General features: G+C 72.0%; 18 protein-coding genes. 10 read left to right on the top strand and 8 right to left on the bottom strand.

Annotated elements, in window-relative coordinates:
- Positions 1-15: 15 nt before the first annotated feature.
- The 3 genes from H2Q94_RS24535 to H2Q94_RS24525 all read right to left on the bottom strand — a co-directional run bounded on the left by H2Q94_RS24535 (position 16) and on the right by H2Q94_RS24525 (position 1,898).
- Entirely contained in the window at positions 16-336 is a 321-nt protein-coding gene (locus H2Q94_RS24535; protein WP_243789528.1) for a WXG100 family type VII secretion target, read from the bottom strand.
- Positions 333-890 (bottom strand): YbaB/EbfC family nucleoid-associated protein, encoded by a 558-nt coding sequence (locus tag H2Q94_RS24530; protein WP_243789527.1) that lies wholly within the window; start codon positions 888-890, stop codon positions 333-335. Before H2Q94_RS24530 ends, H2Q94_RS24535 begins: the two co-directional genes overlap by 4 nt.
- Positions 891-1,079: 189 nt before the next feature.
- On the bottom strand, positions 1,080-1,898 hold the full coding sequence (locus tag H2Q94_RS24525) for an MBL fold metallo-hydrolase (RefSeq protein ID WP_243789526.1): 819 nt from the start codon (positions 1,896-1,898) through the stop codon (positions 1,080-1,082).
- 56 nt (positions 1,899-1,954) lie between these two features.
- Between H2Q94_RS24525 and H2Q94_RS24520 the strand changes: the two genes are divergently transcribed.
- Genes H2Q94_RS24520 through H2Q94_RS24510 form a run of 3 tightly spaced genes read left to right on the top strand, consistent with a single transcriptional unit; the run spans position 1,955 to position 3,596 of the window.
- On the top strand, positions 1,955-2,425 hold the full coding sequence (locus tag H2Q94_RS24520) for a ribose-5-phosphate isomerase (RefSeq protein ID WP_243789525.1): 471 nt from the start codon (positions 1,955-1,957) through the stop codon (positions 2,423-2,425).
- Between the two features lie 7 nt (positions 2,426-2,432).
- On the top strand, positions 2,433-2,774 hold the full coding sequence (locus H2Q94_RS24515) for a hypothetical protein (protein ID WP_243789524.1): 342 nt from the start codon (positions 2,433-2,435) through the stop codon (positions 2,772-2,774).
- Between the two features lie 3 nt (positions 2,775-2,777).
- Positions 2,778-3,596, top strand: coding sequence for an Fpg/Nei family DNA glycosylase (locus H2Q94_RS24510; protein ID WP_243789523.1), 819 nt, complete (start codon positions 2,778-2,780; stop codon positions 3,594-3,596).
- A 58-nt stretch (positions 3,597-3,654) separates the two neighbouring features.
- On the opposite strand, the gene H2Q94_RS24505 is transcribed toward H2Q94_RS24510, so the two are convergent.
- From H2Q94_RS24505 to H2Q94_RS24485, 5 genes are all read right to left on the bottom strand, one after another.
- Entirely contained in the window at positions 3,655-4,413 is a 759-nt protein-coding gene (locus H2Q94_RS24505; protein WP_243789522.1) for a hypothetical protein, read from the bottom strand.
- Positions 4,414-4,508: 95 nt separating this feature from the next.
- Positions 4,509-5,141 carry a 2'-5' RNA ligase family protein gene (locus H2Q94_RS24500; RefSeq protein ID WP_243789521.1) on the bottom strand — a complete coding sequence of 211 codons (633 nt, stop codon included), beginning with the start codon at positions 5,139-5,141 and terminating at the stop codon, positions 4,509-4,511.
- Between the two features lie 46 nt (positions 5,142-5,187).
- A complete protein-coding gene (locus H2Q94_RS24495; protein WP_243789520.1) occupies positions 5,188-6,672 on the bottom strand; it encodes an MDR family MFS transporter in 1,485 nt (494 codons plus the stop codon).
- Positions 6,673-7,086: 414 nt separating this feature from the next.
- Entirely contained in the window at positions 7,087-8,553 is a 1,467-nt protein-coding gene (locus tag H2Q94_RS24490) for a dihydroorotase (protein WP_243789519.1), read from the bottom strand.
- Complete coding sequence (locus tag H2Q94_RS24485) at positions 8,553-9,932, bottom strand: FAD-dependent oxidoreductase (protein WP_243789518.1); 1,380 nt, start codon at positions 9,930-9,932, stop codon at positions 8,553-8,555. The genes H2Q94_RS24490 and H2Q94_RS24485 overlap by 1 nt, the downstream gene beginning before the upstream one ends.
- A gap of 197 nt (positions 9,933-10,129) precedes the next feature.
- Here H2Q94_RS24485 and H2Q94_RS24480 point away from each other — a divergent pair, with 197 nt between their 5' ends.
- The 7 genes from H2Q94_RS24480 (at position 10,130) to H2Q94_RS24450 (ending at position 17,935) form a co-directional block, all read left to right on the top strand.
- Complete coding sequence (locus H2Q94_RS24480; protein WP_243795894.1) at positions 10,130-10,918, top strand: IclR family transcriptional regulator; 789 nt, start codon at positions 10,130-10,132, stop codon at positions 10,916-10,918.
- Positions 10,915-12,111, top strand: coding sequence for a CaiB/BaiF CoA transferase family protein (locus H2Q94_RS24475; protein ID WP_243789517.1), 1,197 nt, complete (start codon positions 10,915-10,917; stop codon positions 12,109-12,111). The genes H2Q94_RS24480 and H2Q94_RS24475 overlap by 4 nt, the downstream gene beginning before the upstream one ends.
- Positions 12,108-12,980, top strand: coding sequence for an HpcH/HpaI aldolase/citrate lyase family protein (locus tag H2Q94_RS24470; protein WP_243789516.1), 873 nt, complete (start codon positions 12,108-12,110; stop codon positions 12,978-12,980). Before H2Q94_RS24475 ends, H2Q94_RS24470 begins: the two co-directional genes overlap by 4 nt.
- Positions 12,977-13,795 carry a cyclase family protein gene (locus H2Q94_RS24465; protein ID WP_243789515.1) on the top strand — a complete coding sequence of 273 codons (819 nt, stop codon included), beginning with the start codon at positions 12,977-12,979 and terminating at the stop codon, positions 13,793-13,795. Before H2Q94_RS24470 ends, H2Q94_RS24465 begins: the two co-directional genes overlap by 4 nt.
- Positions 13,792-15,219 carry an MmgE/PrpD family protein gene (locus H2Q94_RS24460; RefSeq protein WP_243789514.1) on the top strand — a complete coding sequence of 476 codons (1,428 nt, stop codon included), beginning with the start codon at positions 13,792-13,794 and terminating at the stop codon, positions 15,217-15,219. The genes H2Q94_RS24465 and H2Q94_RS24460 overlap by 4 nt, the downstream gene beginning before the upstream one ends.
- A gap of 89 nt (positions 15,220-15,308) precedes the next feature.
- Positions 15,309-16,589 (top strand): MFS transporter, encoded by a 1,281-nt coding sequence (locus tag H2Q94_RS24455; protein ID WP_243789513.1) that lies wholly within the window; start codon positions 15,309-15,311, stop codon positions 16,587-16,589.
- Positions 16,586-17,935 carry an MmgE/PrpD family protein gene (locus H2Q94_RS24450; RefSeq protein ID WP_243789512.1) on the top strand — a complete coding sequence of 450 codons (1,350 nt, stop codon included), beginning with the start codon at positions 16,586-16,588 and terminating at the stop codon, positions 17,933-17,935. The genes H2Q94_RS24455 and H2Q94_RS24450 overlap by 4 nt, the downstream gene beginning before the upstream one ends.
- Position 17,936 lies beyond the last annotated feature (1 nt).

Below are 17,936 nucleotides of genomic sequence, written 5' to 3'. Positions count from 1 at the left end.
CGGCCAAGCCGGTGTTCAGCTCTGCGGCACGTTGCCGATGTCGGAGGCCGACTGCTCGTCGCGGCCCTCGGTGTCGTCGGCGGTGGCCGTCAAGTTGTCCATGATGTTGCCGAGGGCTTCGGCGAGTTTCTGCATGCCGTCGGTGACGTCGGTGCTGTTGCTGACGTAGCTCTCGGCGAACTTCTGCCCGGCCTCGTCGTCGCCCCAGCATTCGCCTTCGGCTTGCAAGCCGGACTTGAGCTGCTTGAGCACGTTCCCCAGCTGGTCCCCGGCGGCGCCGACCCGCTTGCCGCCCGCCCGGATCTCCTCCGGGCGCATCTCCATCTGGCCGCTCACCAGCGTCCCTCCGTCATGAACGACTGCGGCGGCTCGTCGTCCTCGTCGCCGCGCCGGGCGGCCGGCTGCTGCGCGGGCGGCTGCTTGCCGGTGCGGGCGGCGCGTTCGGCGGCCGGGTCGGGCGGCGCGACCAGCGGGCCGCTGCTGGGCAGGAAGTCCGTCAGCGACGGGGCTCCGGCGAACACGTCCGGCAGGTCGGGGGTTTCGGCGAGCGCGGCGAACTCGGACTGCAGGGACTGCTGGGCGCTGCCGGTGGCCTCCCGCACGACGCTGGTGATGTTGCGCGCCAGCTGTTCCGGAGTGGTGCGTTCGAATGCCTTCGGCGACAGCAGGAGCTGGTCCAGCGTGCCCGTCGCGTCGACCCGCGCGGTGATCACGCCGTCCTCGGAGATCACCTCGTGGGTCTTGGCCGCGGCCTCGGTCTGCTTCTCCTGGATTTCCGCCGTGCGGCGGCGCAGATCCGCGAGCATGCCGTCGATTTGGCCGCGCAGTGCGTCGTTGCTCGTGCGCAGTTCCTGTCGCCTGGCCGCGCCGGTCGGGTCCGGATCGGTCACCGTCGCCTCCCCATGTAGTCGTTCGCCGCACCACGGCGATGTTCAAGATCGCCCCAGCGTAGTGCCGTTGTGCGGGTATCTCGGCCGGGTGGTTTCCGGCTGTTGGAGAGCATGACGTTCCCCGTCGGCGATCGGTGCCCTCCGAATGCGAAATGACACTGATCGGCCGTATGGGTACGGCTGAATGGCCTAGCGGAAGTTCCGGAGGGCTCGCCGCGTGGTGTCGGCGGGATACGGGCAGTGACGCAGTGCCTCATCGGTGGTGAGCTCGCCCCGTGCGTGCTGCGCGCACAGGGCGGCCAGGTGCAGGAGCTCTTCGCGCTGCCCGCGCACGAAGTCGGCGTCGACCGGCTCGCCGTGGCCGGGCACGACGATCTCGGGGCGCAGTGCGAGCAGCTCGCGCAGTGCCGTCGGCCAGTTCCGCGGGTCGGCATCCTCGAAGTCCGGTGGCGCACCCTGCTCGACGAGGTCACCGGCGAAGACCACCGCCGCGTCCGGCACCGACACCACCAGGTCGTGATCGGTGTGCGCGGGACCGAAGTGCAGCAGCTGAACGGCACGGCCGCCGAGGTCCACTTCGGCGGAGTCGGTGACCGGGTGATCCGGCAGGGTCAAGTCGGTGTCGGCGAGCGCCGCGGCGGTGTCGGGATCTCCCTGTGCGCGGTAGTGCGCGCTCCACTCGGTTCGCTGCCGCTCGGCGTGTTCGTGCAGGTAGGCGGTGCATCCTCGGTGTGCCCGCACTGGGGCAGGCCGGAACGCGGCGGTGCCGAAGCAGTGGTCGAAATGCCCGTGGGTCAGCACCACTTCGCACGGCAGTGAAGTCCTGGCCCGCACCGCCGCGGCCAGCTCCGCGCCCTGCCGGTGATCACCTCGGGTGTCGATGACCAGCGCCCGGTCCGCTCCCAGCACCAGGCCGGTGGTGAGGTCGAGCTCCGCGTGGCGCCGCGCCCACACGCCGTCGGCCACTTCGAGCCACCGGCTCGCCGGTCCTGCGTCGCCGTCGGTCACGGGGCAACCCTAACCAGGGTGCGTGGCGGCGGTGGGGCGTTTGACACACTGCCACCGTGCGCGTCTACCTAGGATCTGATCACGCAGGGTTCGAACTCAAGAATCACCTGGTCGAGTGGCTGACCGAGCGCGGTCACGAGGTGACCGACGTGGGGCCCGCGGCCTACGACGCTCAGGACGACTACCCGCCGTTCTGCGTTGAAGCCGCTCGCCAGGTCGTGGCCGACGAAGGCAGCCTCGGGCTGGTCATCGGTGGCTCCGGCAACGGCGAGCAGATCGCGGCCAACAAGGTCCCGGGTGCCCGTGCGGCCCTGGCCTGGAACGTCGACACCGCGAAGCTCGCTCGTCAGCACAACAACGCACTGCTCGCCGGCATCGGCGCGCGGATGCACTCCGTTGAGGAGATCGAGGCGATCGTCGAAGCGTTCCTCGGCACCGAGTTCGAGGGCGGCAGGCACCAGCGCCGCATCGATCTGCTCTCCGACTACGAGCGGACCGGCGAACCGCCGGCACTGCCCGCGGAGTGACCACGACATGACCGAAGCACGCCCGGCCACCGCCCTGCTGACGCCGCTGGTCGCGTTCGGCGCAGCGGTGGCCGGCGTGCTCGTCCTCTTCTTCGGGCAGAGCGCGCTCGCGCGCTACCTGGCGGGCGGCCCCGGCGCCGTCTGCACCCAGCCCGATTGCGCGCTCGGCGTGGGGATTTGGCTGATCGTCGGCGGTTTCCTCGCCGTGTGCCTGGCTTTTGTCATCGGGATCGTCGTGGCGTTGCTGCGCCGTGCGACTCCCGGCGCGGTGCGGCGCGGGCTGATCGTGGGCGCGTGCTGCGTGCTCGCGTACCTCGTCGAGTCCATCGTGCTCTGGGTGTTGTTCTGACCGATGCCGGAAGGTCATACGCTGCATCGGCTGGCCGGTGTGCACGATTCCCGCTTCGGCGGACGCCGCGTCCGCGTGTCCAGTCCGCAAGGGCGTTTCGCCGCCGGTGCGTCCCGTGTGGACGGTGCCAGGTTCGAGCGGGCCGAGGCGCACGGCAAGCACCTCTTTCACTTCTACGGTCCCGAAGTCGTGCACGTGCACCTCGGGCTGTACGGGACGTTCACCGAATTTCCGCTGCCGCCCGAGGAACCGCGCGGGCAGGTTCGGATGCGCCTCATCGGCCCGGACGGCGGCACCGACCTGCGCGGCCCGACGGCCTGCGAACTGCTCACCCTCGACGAGGTCACCGCGTTGCGGGAGCGGCTCGGCCCGGATCCGCTGCGCGAGGACGCCGAACCGGAGCGGGCGTGGGCGCGGATCTCGCGGTCCCGCACGTCCATCGCCGCGCTGCTGCTGGACCAGAAGATCCTCGCCGGAGCGGGCAACGTGTACCGCGCGGAAGTCCTGTTCCGGCACGGCATTCCGCCCTGCACGCCGGGCCGGGAGCTGAGCTGCGAGCAGTGGAAGCTCATCTGGCAGGACCTGGTCGAGCTGATGGCCGACGGCGTCCGCGTGGGCCGCATCGACACGGTGCGCCCCGAACACGAACCGGCGGCCATGGGGCGGGAGCCTCGACAGGATCGGCACGGCGGCGAGGTTTACGTGTACCGCCGAGCCGGCGCCCCGTGCCTCGTCTGCGGCACGTCCATCGCCATCGCCGACCTCTCCGGCCGCAACCTCTACTGGTGCCCGGCCTGCCAGGCCACATCCGCGTCCCGCTGAGGTCGATGCCTTCTTGGACCGGTCCTACTGGTCGAAGGGGACGTTCACCTGATGCGGGTCAGAAGCCGAAGTCGCCCAGGTCGAAGTCGAAGTCGCCGAAGTCGCCGCCGGAATCGCCGGGGTCGCCGAAGTCGTCGCCCGGGTCACCGGGATCACCGCCGCCGAAGTCGCCTTGGCCGTCTTGGAAGCCGTCGGCGTAGGCGGCTTCCGAAACGCCGGGCATGCCACTGAACATGGCGCTCATCAGCAGGAACGAACCCGCGCCCCAGGCTCCGGCGACCAGCGCGGGCTTCCACCACGGCTCGCTGTACCAGCCTTCGGGGACCGGGCGGCCCGCGACGCGCCCGCCGGGGTAGTAGTGCGGCGTCTGATCGCTCGGCGACGGGGAGGCGACCTGCTGCCTGCCCTCCACCTCGACCTCGCGGTGCTCGGTGACCTTGCCCGCACCGTGGCTGAGGTCCGGCAGCTCCGGCCCCGGGTCCAGGCCCATCGCGGTGCGCGCGGCGCGCACGTAGTAGAGGCCTTCCATCGCCGTCTGCGTGGTCAGCTTGCACTGCTCCGCGGACGTCGCCTGGTCGAGCTGGGAGACGGCCGCGTTGTGCCGCTCGGCGGCGTCGGCCATGGCCTGCTTCGACGCCTCGTCGGTGCCGTCGATGTTGAGCACCTGGCCACCGAGCCGTTCCACCCAGCGGCGTGCCTCGGCCCGCGAGTCGTCGAGCTCCTTGCGCGCCCGGTCCAGGGTTTGGCGGCGGGACCACCACAGCGCGCCCACCAGGACGACGGCCGCGACGATGATCAAGATGAGTGCGCCCGACATGGTCCCTCCGAACAGATCCCGGCTCGGCGTGTCCGCGGCAGCGTCCACACTTTCGAAGGTACCCGTTCGGAGGACCGGCTCAGCTGAGAAGACGCTCAGCCCAACGGAACCTGCGCGATCGTCTCCCATTCTGAACAGGAGTGATCCCGGTTCAGGCGGACCAGCGACACCTCGGATTTCTTCGCCGTCGTCGGGTCGACGTCGGTGCCGCCGAGCGTGGCCACCGCGAAGATCGCGGGACCCTCGGTGGTGGAGAACGCGAGGCTGATGTGCCGGTCGACCTCCTCCGGCTCCGCGGGCACCTGGTCCTCCCCGAGCGCGTCGGCGGTCGCGGCCCGCAGCCCGGCGCGCAGTTCCAGCAGCGTGGTCTGCGGTTCGGCGGGCAGCGACAGCGACTCGGGCAGCACCACGGCACGGTGGAACGCCAGCGATAGCGGGTTGATCCCGGCGAGGCGTTTGCGGGCGGCGTCGACCAGCGAGTCGATCCGGTCCTGCGGGACTTCGTCGGTGAACCCGACTTCTTGCACCAGGATGTGCATCCATTCCAGCGGAACCAGGTCGAACCCGGGCAGGTCGCGCAGTGCGTACTGGTACTGGTTGACCAGCTGGCGTAGTCCGGGCTGGTCGGCGAACGGCAACACCCATGCGTAGCTGGTGCGGCCGGAATGCCATCCCGGACGCCAGCGGGCGTGGTTGCGGACCTGGTCGGCGTGCGGCAATTCGGTCACCCTTCAAATAGTGCACCGGCTCGGACCGTTGTGGGGATACCTTGACCTATCTCACGGTCGTCGTGTCCGAGCGGTCACCGCCGCGTTTCTCCGCCCGCACACGAGGTTTCCGCCGGTCGTCCAGCGTCGCGGCGGCATCCGCGTTGCGCACTCGCAGCGACAGCAGCAGGCCGAGCAGGCCGAATCCGATCGAGGCGAGGAACGCCCCTCGGTAGGCGGCCATCTGCACCTGGTCGGCCGCTCCGGGGGCGGTGACGTCCACCGTGGACGAGTAGATCTCGGTGAGCGCGACCAGGATCGTGGCGCACACCGCGGTACCGAGCGCGGTCGCCACCTGCCTGCTGGCGTTGAACAGGGAGCTCGCCTGCCCCATCGCAGGCCCCGAGATCCGGGCGAACGCGGCTGTCTGCAACGGCGTCATCAGCAACCCCATGCCCAACCCGAGCCACATCAGCAGCGCGACCAGGAACCACAGCGGCGTCGTGGTGCTCAGCAGCTGCAGCGCCAGGCCCACCGAGATGAGCACGGAGAAGCCGATCAGCAGCAACGGCCGCGGCCCGATCCGGCCGTAGATGCGGCTGACGACCTGGGTCGCGGCGAGCATGCTCAGCGCCTGCGGCATCAGCACCAGCCCGGACTCGAACGGCGAGTACCCGTGCAGGTTCTGCAGGAACAACGGCAGCAGGAACAGCGTCCCGAAGATCGCCCCGGTGGAGCACACGAGCAGCGCGTTGCCGGTGCCGAACAGCCGGTCGCCGAGCAGCCGCAGGTCGAGCATCGGTTCCGCCGTCCGCAGTTCGCGCACGACGAGCCCGCCGATGAGCACCGCCGCGGCGATCAGCATGCCCCACACCGACGGCCGTCCCCAGCCGAGCTGCGCGCCCTGGTCGAGCGAGACCAGCAGCATCGCCAGCCCCGCTCCGGCGAGCACAAAACCGGGCAGGTCGAACCGGCCGGGGCGCTCCCGCTGCTCCTCCTTCAGGAACAGCACGGTGAACAGCAGCGCCACGGCGCCGACGGGCACGTTGATGAAGAAGATCCACCGCCAGCTCGCGAATTCCACCAGCACTCCGCCGAGCAGCGGTCCGAGCGTGGGGGCGATGGTGATCGGGATGGACAGCACCGCGGAGGCCTTCGCGCGTTCGTTCGCGGGGAACGCGCGGAACAACATGGCCTGGCCGACGGGCACGAGCATGCCGCCGCCGACGCCCTGCAGGATCCGGGCTCCGATGAGCATCCACATCTCCGTGGCGAGCCCGCACAGCACGGAGGCCAGCGTGAACAGGACGACGGCCAGCTGGAAGGTGCGTTTGCTGCCGAAGCGGTCCGCGATCCAGCCGGAGGAGGGCACGAACACCGCGAGGCTGATCATGTAGCCGGTCAGGACCCACTGCAGGGTGCCCTCGCCGACCTGGAATTCCCTGCCGAGCGTCGCGAGGGCCACGTTGAGCACGGTCATGTCGAGGATCTGCATGATCAGACCCAGCACGAACGTGATCCCGACCAGCCACTTGTACTCAAGACGTCGCAACGCTGTCTCCGACTCTGCTCATCCGTGGTGCCCCCTGCGCACTACTCGCGCACCACCGGTCTCCGCCCCGCACCCAGCATGGGGCACCCCACCGACGGCGAACCACGGATTTTCGGCATCACGTCACGCCCACCAGCGCACATGTCGAGAAGTGCCGTACGTCACGCCCCGGCGAACCGCCCCCAACGGACGTGTCCGACACGTCGCTTCCATCGGGTTCACGTGAAACGGAACAGCGAAACCAGGACGAGCTCCCACCGGCCGCCGGGAGTCGCGAGGTTCGTGCGCTGTGTCATCGGCGCTGAGCGGCGACCACTGAGGCGGCACCGGCGGCTTCCCCGCGACGACGATCTCGCTGCGCAGAGCGATATCGGAGAAATCCCGCAGGCGAGCAAGCCGCCGTGCCGATCTTCCTCAGCGGCCGGTCGGGCGGTGCAGGTAACGCCCCGATGGCTCGCCGCGGACCGCACCGTCGTCGAAGATCCGGCGGCCGCGCAGGAACGTGGTCTCGACGGTGGAGCCGATCTCCATCCCGCGCAAGGGCGAGTACTGCTGGGTGGACTCCGAGGCGCCGGGGTCCACGACGAACGACCGGCCGGGGTCGACCAGGGCGATGTCGGCGTCGAACCCGGGCGCGATGTCGCCCTTCGTCGGCAGGCCGAGGCGCCGGGCCGGGTTCGTCGACAGGAGTTCGGCGACGCTGGACATCGGCAACCCGCGCTTGCGCCCCTCGCCGACGAGTCCGGGCAGGAGGTATTCGGTCCCGCCGAATCCGGACTTCGCCGCGAACACGTCGGCGGGGTCGTCGCCGAACTTCTTCTCCTCCTTGCAACAGGCGTGATCGGACACGACCCAGCTGACGTCCCCGGCGAGCAGGTGCTCCCAGAGCGCTTCGACGTCGGCGCGGGGCCGCAGCGGCGGGTTGACCTTGCCGCCGACGCCGTCGGCGGTCGTCACGTCGGCCAGCAGGTGCCCGATCGTCACCTCCCGGCGGAAGTCCACGTGCGGGAACGCCTTCGCCATCACCATCGCGGCCTCCATCGCCTTCGCCGACGACAGGTGCAGCAGGTTGATGGTCGGCAGCCCCGTCTCGTGGGCGAGGTAGGAGGCGATGGTCACCGCCAGCCCCTCCGAGTGCGGCGGGCGTGCGGCGCTGTAGGCCTCCAGGCCGGACAGCGCGCCCTCCTCTTCGACGAGGCGGGTGTAGGCGGTCATGATCTCCGCGGTCTCGCAGTGCAGCGACAGCGAGATCTGGTCGGCGATCTCCGGGTTGGCCTCGCGGGCGGCCTGGATGCCGCGCATGACGAACTCGAAGTGCGCGATGTCGTAGCGCTCGCCCTCGGGGATCATCAGGAAGTCGCTCTGGTCGGTGGAGCGCCCGTGCAGCCCGTGGCTCCCGTAGAACATGAAGATCTTGAACGAGGTGACGCCGTGCTCCCGGACCAGCGCCGGGATCTCGTTGATGTGCGAGGACTGCATCGGCGCGAGGTGGAAGGCGTAGTCCACGTACGAGCGGCCTTCCGAGGAAGCGAGGACCTCCGGGAACACCTCGGCGTACGGGCCGCCCCGGTTGAGGTAGTACTGGCCGGTCCGCATGTAGGTGAGCGAGGTCGTCACCCCGCCCTGGGCGCACGCCCGGCTCTCGCTGGCGGTGTCGTCCGACAGCGGGTTGTAGATGCCCCAGTGCTGGTGGGCGTCGACGACACCGGGGAAGGCGAGCAGGCCGCGACCTTCGTGCACCTCGGTGCCCTCCGGCACCGCCAGATCGGGGCCGACCTCGGAGACGACGCCGTCGGCGACCGCGATGTCGGCGCGGAACGGCTCGCCGCCGCCGGGACGGACGACGCGGACGTCGCGGACGATCAGGTCAGGTGGGGTCATCAGGCACCTTCCGAGGTGAGGTCGTGGGCGGTCCGGGCGAGGTGCCCGGCGGCCAGGTAGGCGAGTCCCAGCGCGGGCAGCAGGCCGTTGCCCGCCAGGTAGCCGGCCGCGCCGTGGCCGGAGATTCCGGCGGCGGCGCCTCCGGCGGCGTACAGGCCGGGCAGCGGCTCCCCGGCGGTGTCGAGGACGCGGGCGTGCTCGTCGACGAGCAACCCGCCCTGGGTGTGGAACAGCGCAGGGACGATCTCGACGGCGTGAAACGGCGGGTGCAGCTCGGTGGCCGAGTCGCGGCCGAATCGGTCGGCCCGGGTTCCGGCGGCGACGGCGTGCAGCTCGCTGATCTCCGCTTCCAGCGGCCCTACCGGGATTCCGAGCCGCCCGGCGAGCTCCGCGAGGGTGTCCGCGCTCCGCACGGCGCCCGCGGCGAGCACGTCCTGGTAGTCGCCGAAGGCGCGGCACGCCCGGTCGATCCGCTCGTCGAAGATCATCCAGCCGTGCCCGCCCGGGCGGCCCGCGAGCACCGCCGCGTATTCGGAGTAACCGGCCGTCTCGTCGCCGAACCGGGTTCCGGTGCGGTCGACGACGGCGGCGCCGTGCATCACCGCCGTCCAGGTCACCAGGGTGCGGGCGGACGCGGACAGGGCGGCGTGACCCTGGTAGGCGTCGAGGAATCCGGTGGCGGCACCGAGCGCCCGGCCGATCCGCAGCGCGTCGCCGCGCGAGTGCTCGCCGCCGTGGTAGTGCACGCCCGCGATTTCGGGGAGGTGGTCGGCGACCAGCCCGGGGTCGGCGCCGTAGCCGTTGGTCGCCAGCAGCACCGCGCGGGCGGTGATCTCCTCGCGTTCCCCGGCGGGGTTCTCCAGCACGGCGATCGGTCCGTCGCGTCCCGGTTCGACGCCGATCAGCCTGGCCGGGACCAGGAGGTCGATGCGGTCGCTGCGGTCGACGGCGTCGAGAAGCCGGTCCAGCAGCGCCGATCCGTGCCGTCCGGGGAGGCTGTGCACCCGCGGCACGGAGTGGCCGGGGTAGGTGAAGTCGGTCGGCAGTTCGATCGGCAGCCCGACGTCCTCGGCCAGCCACTCGACGAGCTCCGCGCCCGCGTGCGCCAGCGCCGAGGCGATGCGCGGGTCGGCGGTGCCGCCGGTCTTGCTTGCGACGTCGCCCAGGAACAGCCGTGGTGAGTCGGTGATGCCCGCCGCGGCCTGGAAGCGCGATCCGGGGGCCGGAATCATCGCGGTGGACATCGAGGTGTTGTTGCCCCGGCGGAAGTCGGCGTCGGAGTCGACCACCAGCACGTCGAGCCCCAGCTGCGCCCCGCGGATCGCGGCGATCAGCCCGCCGCCCGCTCCGGCGACCACGAGATCAACATCGATCGTCATCGCTTCTCCTCACTGCCAGCGCATCAAATGTTCCGCTGAGCGAAACAAGATCAGGCGCGGCTGACTTTTCGATAAGAGCACCTTGCCTGGAGCTATGCAAGAAGCAGTACGAAACTTCTTGACATTCCGAGGCGTGACCGCTCAATGTCGTTCCGGTAAGCGGTACGGGGTGGATCGAAGGGGACGACGTGGCGGAGATGACCGGGGGCACCGGAGCGACCGAGCGGGTGGCGGACGTGCTGCTGCTGTTCACCGACGGCCCGCCCACGCTCGGGGTGAGCCGGGTGTCCCGGGAGCTCGACCTCTCCAAGGCCGTGGTGCACCGGATCCTGCAGTCGCTCACGGCGCGCGGGCTGATCGCCTACGACCCGTCGAGCCGGGAGTACCGGCTGGGGCCTGCCGCGGCGGCGCTCGGCAGCCGCGCGCTGCGCGAGTCCGATCTGCGCACGGCCGCGCTGCCGTTCCTCGCCGAACTGCGCGACCGGTTGCACGAGACCGTCACGATCAGCGCGAAGGTGCACGGCGGCCGCGTCTACCTGGACCAGGTCGTCGGCACCCACGAGATCACCATGTCGGTCGAGCTCGGCCGCCGGTTCCCGCTGCACGCCGGATCGTCCGGCAAGTGCATGCTCGCCCACTCCTGCCCTGACGAGGTGGAGCGGCTGCTCTCCGGTGAGCTCGCCGCGCTCACCCCGTCCACGCCCACCGACCCGGATGCGCTGCGGCTCGAACTGGACCGCATCCGCGAACTCGGCTACGCGGCCTCCGAAGGCGAACGGCAGAGCGACGCCGGATCGGTCGCGGTGCCGGTGTTCGGTCCGGGCGGACTCGTCGGGGCGGTCTCCGTGTGCGGTCCCCGATTCCGGGTCACCGACGAGTTCGTCGCGGCGACGGCGCCCGAACTGATCGAGACCGCCGATCGGGTCACCGCCCGGCTCGGCGGTGTCGCGCCTGCCCGCCCCATCACCAGCGGAGGGACCCGATGACCCAGGACCACCTCGCGGCGTTGGACGGCTTGAAAGTCCTCGACGCCTCCACCTTGTTCGCCGGTCCGCTGGCGGCCACGCTGCTGGGCGACCACGGCGCCGACGTCATCAAGATCGAGCACCCGCGCGGCGATCCGGCGCGGACGCACGGCGCGCAGAAGGACGGCGTCGGGCTCTGGTGGAAGATGCTGGCCCGCAACAAGCGGGCGATCACCCTGGTGCTGTCCACGCCGCGCGGCCGGGAGCTGTTCCTCGACCTCGCGGCCGACGCGGACGTGGTGATCGAGAACTTCCGCCCCGGCACCCTGGAGCGCTGGGGGCTGGGCTGGGAGGAGCTCTCCGCGCGCAACCCGCGACTCGTCCTGGCCCGGGTGACCGGCTTCGGTCAGGAGGGTCCGTACGCGTCCCGGCCGGGTTTCGGCACGCTCGCCGAGGCCATGAGCGGGTTCGCCGCCATGACCGGTGAGCCCGACGGCCCGCCGACCCTGCCGCCGTTCGGTCTCGCCGACGGCGTCGCCGCGCTGACCACCGCGTTCGGCATCCTCACCGCGCTGCGGGCGCGGGAGAGCACCGGGCGCGGCCAGGTGCTCGACACCGCGATCATCGAGCCGCTGCTGCACCTGCTCGGCCCGGGCCTGATCGCCTACGACCAGCTCGGCGTGCTGCAGCCGCGCACCGGGAACCGGTCGTCGAACAACGCCCCGCGCAACACCTACCGCTGCGCCGACGGGCGTTGGGTCGCGGTCTCCACCAGCGCCCAGTCGATCGCCGAGCGGGTGATGCGGCTGGTCGGGGCACCGGAGCTGATCGACGAGCCGTGGTTCGCCAACGGCGCCAGCCGGGCCGAGCACGTGGAGGAGCTGGACGCGGCCGTCGGCTCGTGGATCGCCGCCCGCGACCGGGACGAGGTCGTCGCCGCCTTCGAGGAGGCGCAGGCGGCGGTCGCCCCGATCTACACCGCGGCCGACGTGCTCGCCGACCCGCACTTCAACGCCCTCGGCAGCATCGTGACGATCGACGACGAGGAGCTCGGCCCGGTCCGCTTCCAGAACACCCCGTTCCGGCTGTCGGAGACGCCCGGCTCGGTCCGCACCACCGGCCCGCGGCTCGGCGCGCACACCGCGGAGGTCCTCGGCGCGCTCGGCATCGACTCCGGCGAGCTGGACCGGCTGCGCGAACAGGGGGTCGTGTGAGCGCGCTCGGGTGGGCGCGGAGCTGGCTCTACGTTCCCGCCCACCGCGAAGACCTGGTCGCGAAGGCCCTCGGCGGGGTGGCCGACGCCGTCGTCCTGGACCTGGAGGACGCGGTCCCGCCCGCGGAGAAGGAGCGCGCCCGCGAAGCCGCGGCGGCCTGGGCCGCCCGGTCCGGCCGGATCTGGGTGCGGATCAACGGCGCCCGCACCCCGTGGGCCGACGACGACGCGGCGGCCCTCGCCGGGACCGGCATCGCCGGGCTGCGGGTGCCGAAGGCGGAGGACCCGGCCGCGGTCGCCGGCCTCGCGGAACGGACCGGGCTCCCGCTGCACCTGCTCGTGGAGAGCGCACTGGGGCTGCGGCGGGCCTTCGACCTCGCCGAGAGCCACCCGCTGGTCGCCGGAATCTCCCCCGGCGAGACCGACCTTGCCGCCGACCTGCGGGTCCGCGACCGCACCGAGCTCGGCTGGGCGCGAGCCCGGATCGTCACCGCGAACCGGGCCGCCGGGTTGCCCAGCCCGGTCGCCAGCGTCTGGACCGACCTGTCCGACACCGCCGGGCTCGCCGCCGACAGCGCCGCCCTGCGCGACGCGGGTTTCTTCGGCCGGTCGGTGATCCACCCCCGGCAGCTCGATCCGGTGCACGAGGCCTTCACCCCGGATCCCGGCGAAGTCGAGCGGGCGCGCACCCTGCTCGCCTCGGTGGACACCGCGGGCGACGCCGCCTGGGTCGACGCCGCCGGGCGCTTCGTCGATCCGGCCGTGGTCGCGGGCGCCCGCTGGATCGTCGAGCTCGCCGACGCGCTGGACCGGCACGCACCAGACCACCACGAACCGGCCCGTGCGACGGCCGGGAAGGAGAATCCGTGAGCGCCACCAACGGACTGCTCGACGCCGTGCGGGCCGGGAGCCGGATCATCGAACTCGGCCACCCGCTCTACACGGGGATGGCGGGATCGCCGAACCATCCCGGTTTCCGGATGACCCTGGAACGCCGCCACGGCGACGCGGTCCGCCCGGACGGCGGGTCGGCGTCCAACGAGGTGATCGTCACCGGCGGGCACACCGGCACGCACGTCGACGCGCTCGCCCACGTCAGCCACGAGGGTCGGCTGCACGGCGGCGCCGACGCCGCCGAAGCCCAGCGCGGTGGCAAGCACACCGTGCACGGCGCGGAGACGATCCCGCCGATGGTGACCCGCGGCGTGTTCCTCGACATCGCCGCGCTGCACGGCGTCGACGTCCTGGAACCCGGCCACGGCGTGACCGCGGACGACCTGGCACGAGCCGCGCGGCGGGCGGGCGCCGAGCCCGGACCGGGCGACATCGCCGTCGTGCGGACCGGCTGGGGGATGCTGTTCGGCGATCCGGCCGCCTACGTCGGCAAGGACTCCGGCGTGCCCGGCGTGACCGTCGACGGCGCCCAGTGGCTGGCCGAGCGGGGGATCGTCGCCACCGGCGCCGACACCACCGCCTACGAGCGGATCCCGGCGGGCGCCGGACACCGGGTGCTGCCGGTGCACCGGGTGCTGCTGGTGGAGCACGGCATTCACATCGTCGAACACCTCGCCTTGGAGGACGCCGCCGAGGCCGGGCTGGGCGAGTTCCTCGCGGTCTTCGCCCCGTTGCGGATCGTCGGTGGCACCGGCGCCCCGGTGCGCCCCCTGGCGGTGGTGCAGCCGTGACCACTCCCGCGCAGCGGATCGGGGAGGTCGGCGCCCGGCTGGCGGCCGACGGCGTCGACGACCGGCTGGCCGACGACGTGGTCCGCCGCATCGTCGACGTGCTCGGGAACTCGCTCGCGGCCACCCGCGAGGAGCCCGCGCGGATCACCGGAGCAGTGGCAGCCGAGTGGGGCGGGAATCCCGCGGCGACCGCGATCGGGCTGCCGGACCGGGTGCCCGCGCCGTCGGCCGCGCTGGTCAACGGAACGTTGGCGCACAGCCTCGACTTCGACGACACCCACCTGCCGTCGGTGCTGCACCCGTCGGCCGCGGTCGTCCCGGCGGCGCTCGCGACGGCGGAACGCACCGGGGCGGGCGGCCGTCGCCTGCTGGCCGCGACCGCGATGGGGATCGAGGTCACCTGCCGCCTCGGGATGGCGGGTTACGACGAGGAGCTCGGGAACTCGGTGTTCTTCGAGCACGGGCAGCACGCCACGGCGATCTGCGGGGCGATCGGCGCAGCCGTCGCCTCGGGCATGGTCGAAGGGCTCGGAGCGGCGGAGCTCGCCTCCGCGGTCGGCATCGCCGCGAGCATGGGCGCCGGGGTGATCGAGGCCAACCGCACCGGCGGCACCATCAAGCGGGTGCACTGCGGCTGGGCCGCGCACGCCGGAGTGTCCGCCGCCGACCTGGCGCGGCACGGCCTCACCGGCCCGCCGACGGTGATCGAGGGCAGGTTCGGCTTCCTGCGCGCGTTCTGCGGTGAGCGGACCCACCCGGAGCGGGTCACCGACGGACTCGGCGAGCAGTGGGAAACGCCCGGCGTGTTCTTCAAGCCCTACCCCTGCAACCACTTCACCCACGCGGGCATCGACGCCGCCCTGCGGCTGCGGGAACGGGGCGTGACGGCCGAGCGGGTCCGGGAGCTCGTGCTCGGCGTTCCCGCGCCGGTGCTGCGCACGATCGCCGAACCCGCCGAGGAGAAGCGGCGGCCGCGCTCCGGGTATCACGCGGCGTTCTCCGGCCCCTACACGGTGGCCGCGGCGCTGCTGGGCGGCGGCGGGCTCGGCGTGTTCCACGAGGACTTCACCGACGCCGCCGCGGCCGACCCCCGGCGGCTGGAGCTGGCCGGACGAGTCCGCGTCGTCGCCGACGAGCAGGCCACCGCCGGGTTCCCCCGCCAATTCCCCGCAGTCCTCACCGCCGAACTCGCCGGCGGAGAGTCGGTGACCGAGCGGATCACGGAGAACCGCGGCGGCCCGCAGCGACCGCTGTCCGCCGACGAACTGGCGGCGAAGTTCACCGGCAACGCCGCCCGCGCGATGGGACCGGACCGGGCGGCGGACGTCGTCACCGCGGTATGGGACCTGCGCGACGACCGCGCGGTCGCCGACGTGATGGCCGGCGTCCAGTCCGCACTCGAAACGTCCACAGTGGACAAATAACGCGGCTCGAACTCCGACAGACAACGACGTCTCGTCCGCTCCGTTCGAACGGAACGAACGATTCCCCACCGGAATCGAGGAAAACGACCATGCGCACACGGTTTCGCTTCGTGACGCTGGGGCTGGTGATCAGCCTCATCGCCATCAACTACATCGACCGCAGCGCGGTCTCCTACGCGGTGGAGCCGCTGGAGGAGGCCTTCGGGATCACCACCGCGCAGTACGGGATCATCAGTTCCGTCTTCTCCATCGGATACATGGTCGCGGCGTTCCTGTCCGGACCGCTGGTGGACCGGTTCGGGACGCGCCGGGTGCTGCTCACGGCGATCGCCCTGTTCTCCGTCACCACCGCCCTGATCCCGGTAGCCGGTTCGTTCGCGGGCCTGCTGGTCATCCGGTTGCTGCTGGGAATCGGTGAGGCGCCCGCGTTCCCGGCCGCGACCCGCACGGTGAGCCGGTGGCTGCCGATCGGTGAGCGCGGTGTCGCGCTGGCGCTGTGCGGCGGGGTCGCGGTCTCCGGCAGCCTGCTGATCTCCGGTCCGCTGCTGACCTGGCTGACCGATCTCCTCGGCTGGCGCGGGATGTTCTGGACGCTGGCGCTGTTCGGCGTGGTGTGGGCGCTGTTCGCCGCGGCGTTGCTTCGCGACCTGCCCGAGGAGTCCTCGCGGGTCAACGACGCCGAGCGGGCGCTGATCTCGGCGGGGCAGGAGCCCGATTCGGGCGAAGGCCGTTCCCGGGTCCGGTGGCGGCCGCTGCTGACCAACCGGAACTTGTGGGTGGTCGCCGGTGGCTACTTCGCTTGGGGATTCATGTTCTGGGGCTTCATGTACTGGTTGCCCTCGTTCCTGTCGACCGCCTACGGGCTCAGCGTCAAGCAGGCCGGCGCGTTCTCGATCGCGCCTTGGGCCTGCGGCATCGTCGGCGCGCTGGTCGGTGGAGTCGTCGTCGACCGGGTGTACCGGCGCAGCCCGCGCATCCGCACCCGGTTCGCGGTGATGGGCGTGGCGCTGTTGCTGGCCGGTTGCTCGCTCGTTCCGCTCGCGATCGCACCGACGCTCACCGTCGCGCTGATCTCGATCTCGCTCGGTGTCGGCTTCGGGTTCGTCACCGGCGGGATCTGGTGGGTCGCCTCGATCGACGCGGCCCCGGATCAGCCGGGGAGCGCCGCGGGTTTCGCCGACGCCGCTTTCGCGTCCTCCGGCATCGTCGCCCCGTCGGTGATGGGTTTCATCGTGGCAGGCACCGGCAGCTTCACCAGCGGTTTCGTCGTGATGGCCGGACTGGCGGTGGCGGGCGCGCTGCTGATGCTGCTCGTTCCCCGCGAGCCGGCCCCGGCGGCGGTGGGCTCTCCGGTGAGCGAGCCGGCATGAGCGGCGCCGACGCCGTCCGAGCGGCCGTCGGCGAGCTCGGCCGGTGGGCGTCCGGGCTGCGCTGGCCGGACGTTCCGGCCGAGGTCCGGGAACGGCTGCTGACCGTGCTCACCGACGCCGTCGCGGTCACCGCGCTCGGCTCGCGGGAACCCGCGCAGCGCGCGCTGGTCACCGCCTGGGACGCACCGGACGGGCCGTCGCCGCTGTTCGGGACGGGCCGCACCGTCGCGGTGGACGCCGCCGCTTGGCTGAACGCGATCGCTTCGGTGCGCCTCGAACTCGACGACGGCCACCGGCTCGCCGCTGGACATCCGGCCGCGCACGGGTTCCCCGCCGTGCTGGCGCTGGCCGCGCGGCGAGGCGCGAGCGGTGCCGAGTTGTGCTGCGCGTTGCTCGCCGCCTACGAGGTCGCCGCCCGGTTCGGCCGGGCCACCCGGCTCCGGCCCGGCACCCATCCGCACGGCAACTGGGGCGTCACCGGAGCCGCGGCCGGTTGCGCGCGCCTGCTCGGTCTGGGACCCGAGGAGACCGCTGTCGCGATCGACGCGGGCGGTGGCCTCCCCGTCGCCGGTCCGTTCTCCGCGGCGCTGGACGGCAACCCGGTCCGGGACGCCTGGGTCGGCGCGGCCAACCAGTCCGGGCTGGTCGCGGCCCGGCTCGCCGCCTCCGGGAGCGGGTACCGCACGGGTGTCGCCGCGGATGCGCTCGGCGACCTGCTCGGCACGCTCGATCCGGTGGTGCTGCGCGAAAACCCGGGCGAGCGCTGGGAAATCCTCGACGGCTATTTCAAGCAGCACTCCTCGTGCTCGTTCACGCACGCCGCGATCGACGCCGCACTGTCCCTGCGGGAGCGGGTCGGCCGCGTTCCCGGGGAAGTCCTCGTCGAGATCCACTCGCTCGGCGCCGGGCTCGACCGGACCAGCTGGCCGACGGCGCTGGCCGCGCGGTTCTCCCTGCCGTACGTCGTGGCGACCGCGTTGCTGCGCGGCCGGGTCGGTCCCGCCGAGTTCTCCGCCGAGGCGCTCACCGATCCCGCCACGATCGAGCTGGCCCGCCGCGTCACCGTGCGGGCGACGGCGGACCTGGACGCCCGGCTGCCCGGTGAACGACCGGTCCGGCTCGTCGTGACCACAGCGGACGCCGATGTCGTGGCGGAGCGGCCGAATCCGGTCGGCGACGCGGCGTACCACCCGTTCACCGCAGCCGATCGCGGTCGCATCCTCGGCGACCTGCTCGGCGCACCCGAGGTGGTGTCCGCCGTCCGGCGGCGGTGCGCGGCGCTGCCGGACGTGGTGGACGTCGTGCCCGAACTGCGCGCGCTCAACGCTTTGACCCGGGTCCCATGAG

Source organism: Saccharopolyspora gloriosae, assembly GCF_022828475.1.
Taxonomy (GTDB): Bacteria; Actinomycetota; Actinomycetes; order Mycobacteriales; family Pseudonocardiaceae; genus Saccharopolyspora_C; species Saccharopolyspora_C gloriosae_A.
Note: the sequence above shows the minus strand (reverse complement) of the source record. Positions and strands in the feature narration are given on the sequence as shown.

What these genes read in the sequence shown, in the direction of transcription:
- H2Q94_RS24505 (WP_243789522.1), bottom strand. Translation starts at nt 4,413, where the DNA reads ATGTCGGGCGCACTCATCTTGATCATCGTCGCGGCCGTCGTCCTGGTG.
- H2Q94_RS24515 (WP_243789524.1), top strand. Translation starts at nt 2,433, where the DNA reads ATGACCGAAGCACGCCCGGCCACCGCCCTGCTGACGCCGCTGGTCGCG.
- H2Q94_RS24475 (WP_243789517.1), top strand. Translation starts at nt 10,915, where the DNA reads ATGACCCAGGACCACCTCGCGGCGTTGGACGGCTTGAAAGTCCTCGAC.
- H2Q94_RS24480 (WP_243795894.1), top strand. Translation starts at nt 10,130, where the DNA reads ATGACCGGGGGCACCGGAGCGACCGAGCGGGTGGCGGACGTGCTGCTG.
- H2Q94_RS24510 (WP_243789523.1), top strand. Translation starts at nt 2,778, where the DNA reads ATGCCGGAAGGTCATACGCTGCATCGGCTGGCCGGTGTGCACGATTCC.
- H2Q94_RS24490 (WP_243789519.1), bottom strand. Translation starts at nt 8,553, where the DNA reads ATGACCCCACCTGACCTGATCGTCCGCGACGTCCGCGTCGTCCGTCCC.
- H2Q94_RS24485 (WP_243789518.1), bottom strand. Translation starts at nt 9,932, where the DNA reads ATGACGATCGATGTTGATCTCGTGGTCGCCGGAGCGGGCGGCGGGCTG.
- H2Q94_RS24450 (WP_243789512.1), top strand. Translation starts at nt 16,586, where the DNA reads ATGAGCGGCGCCGACGCCGTCCGAGCGGCCGTCGGCGAGCTCGGCCGG.
- H2Q94_RS24455 (WP_243789513.1), top strand. Translation starts at nt 15,309, where the DNA reads ATGCGCACACGGTTTCGCTTCGTGACGCTGGGGCTGGTGATCAGCCTC.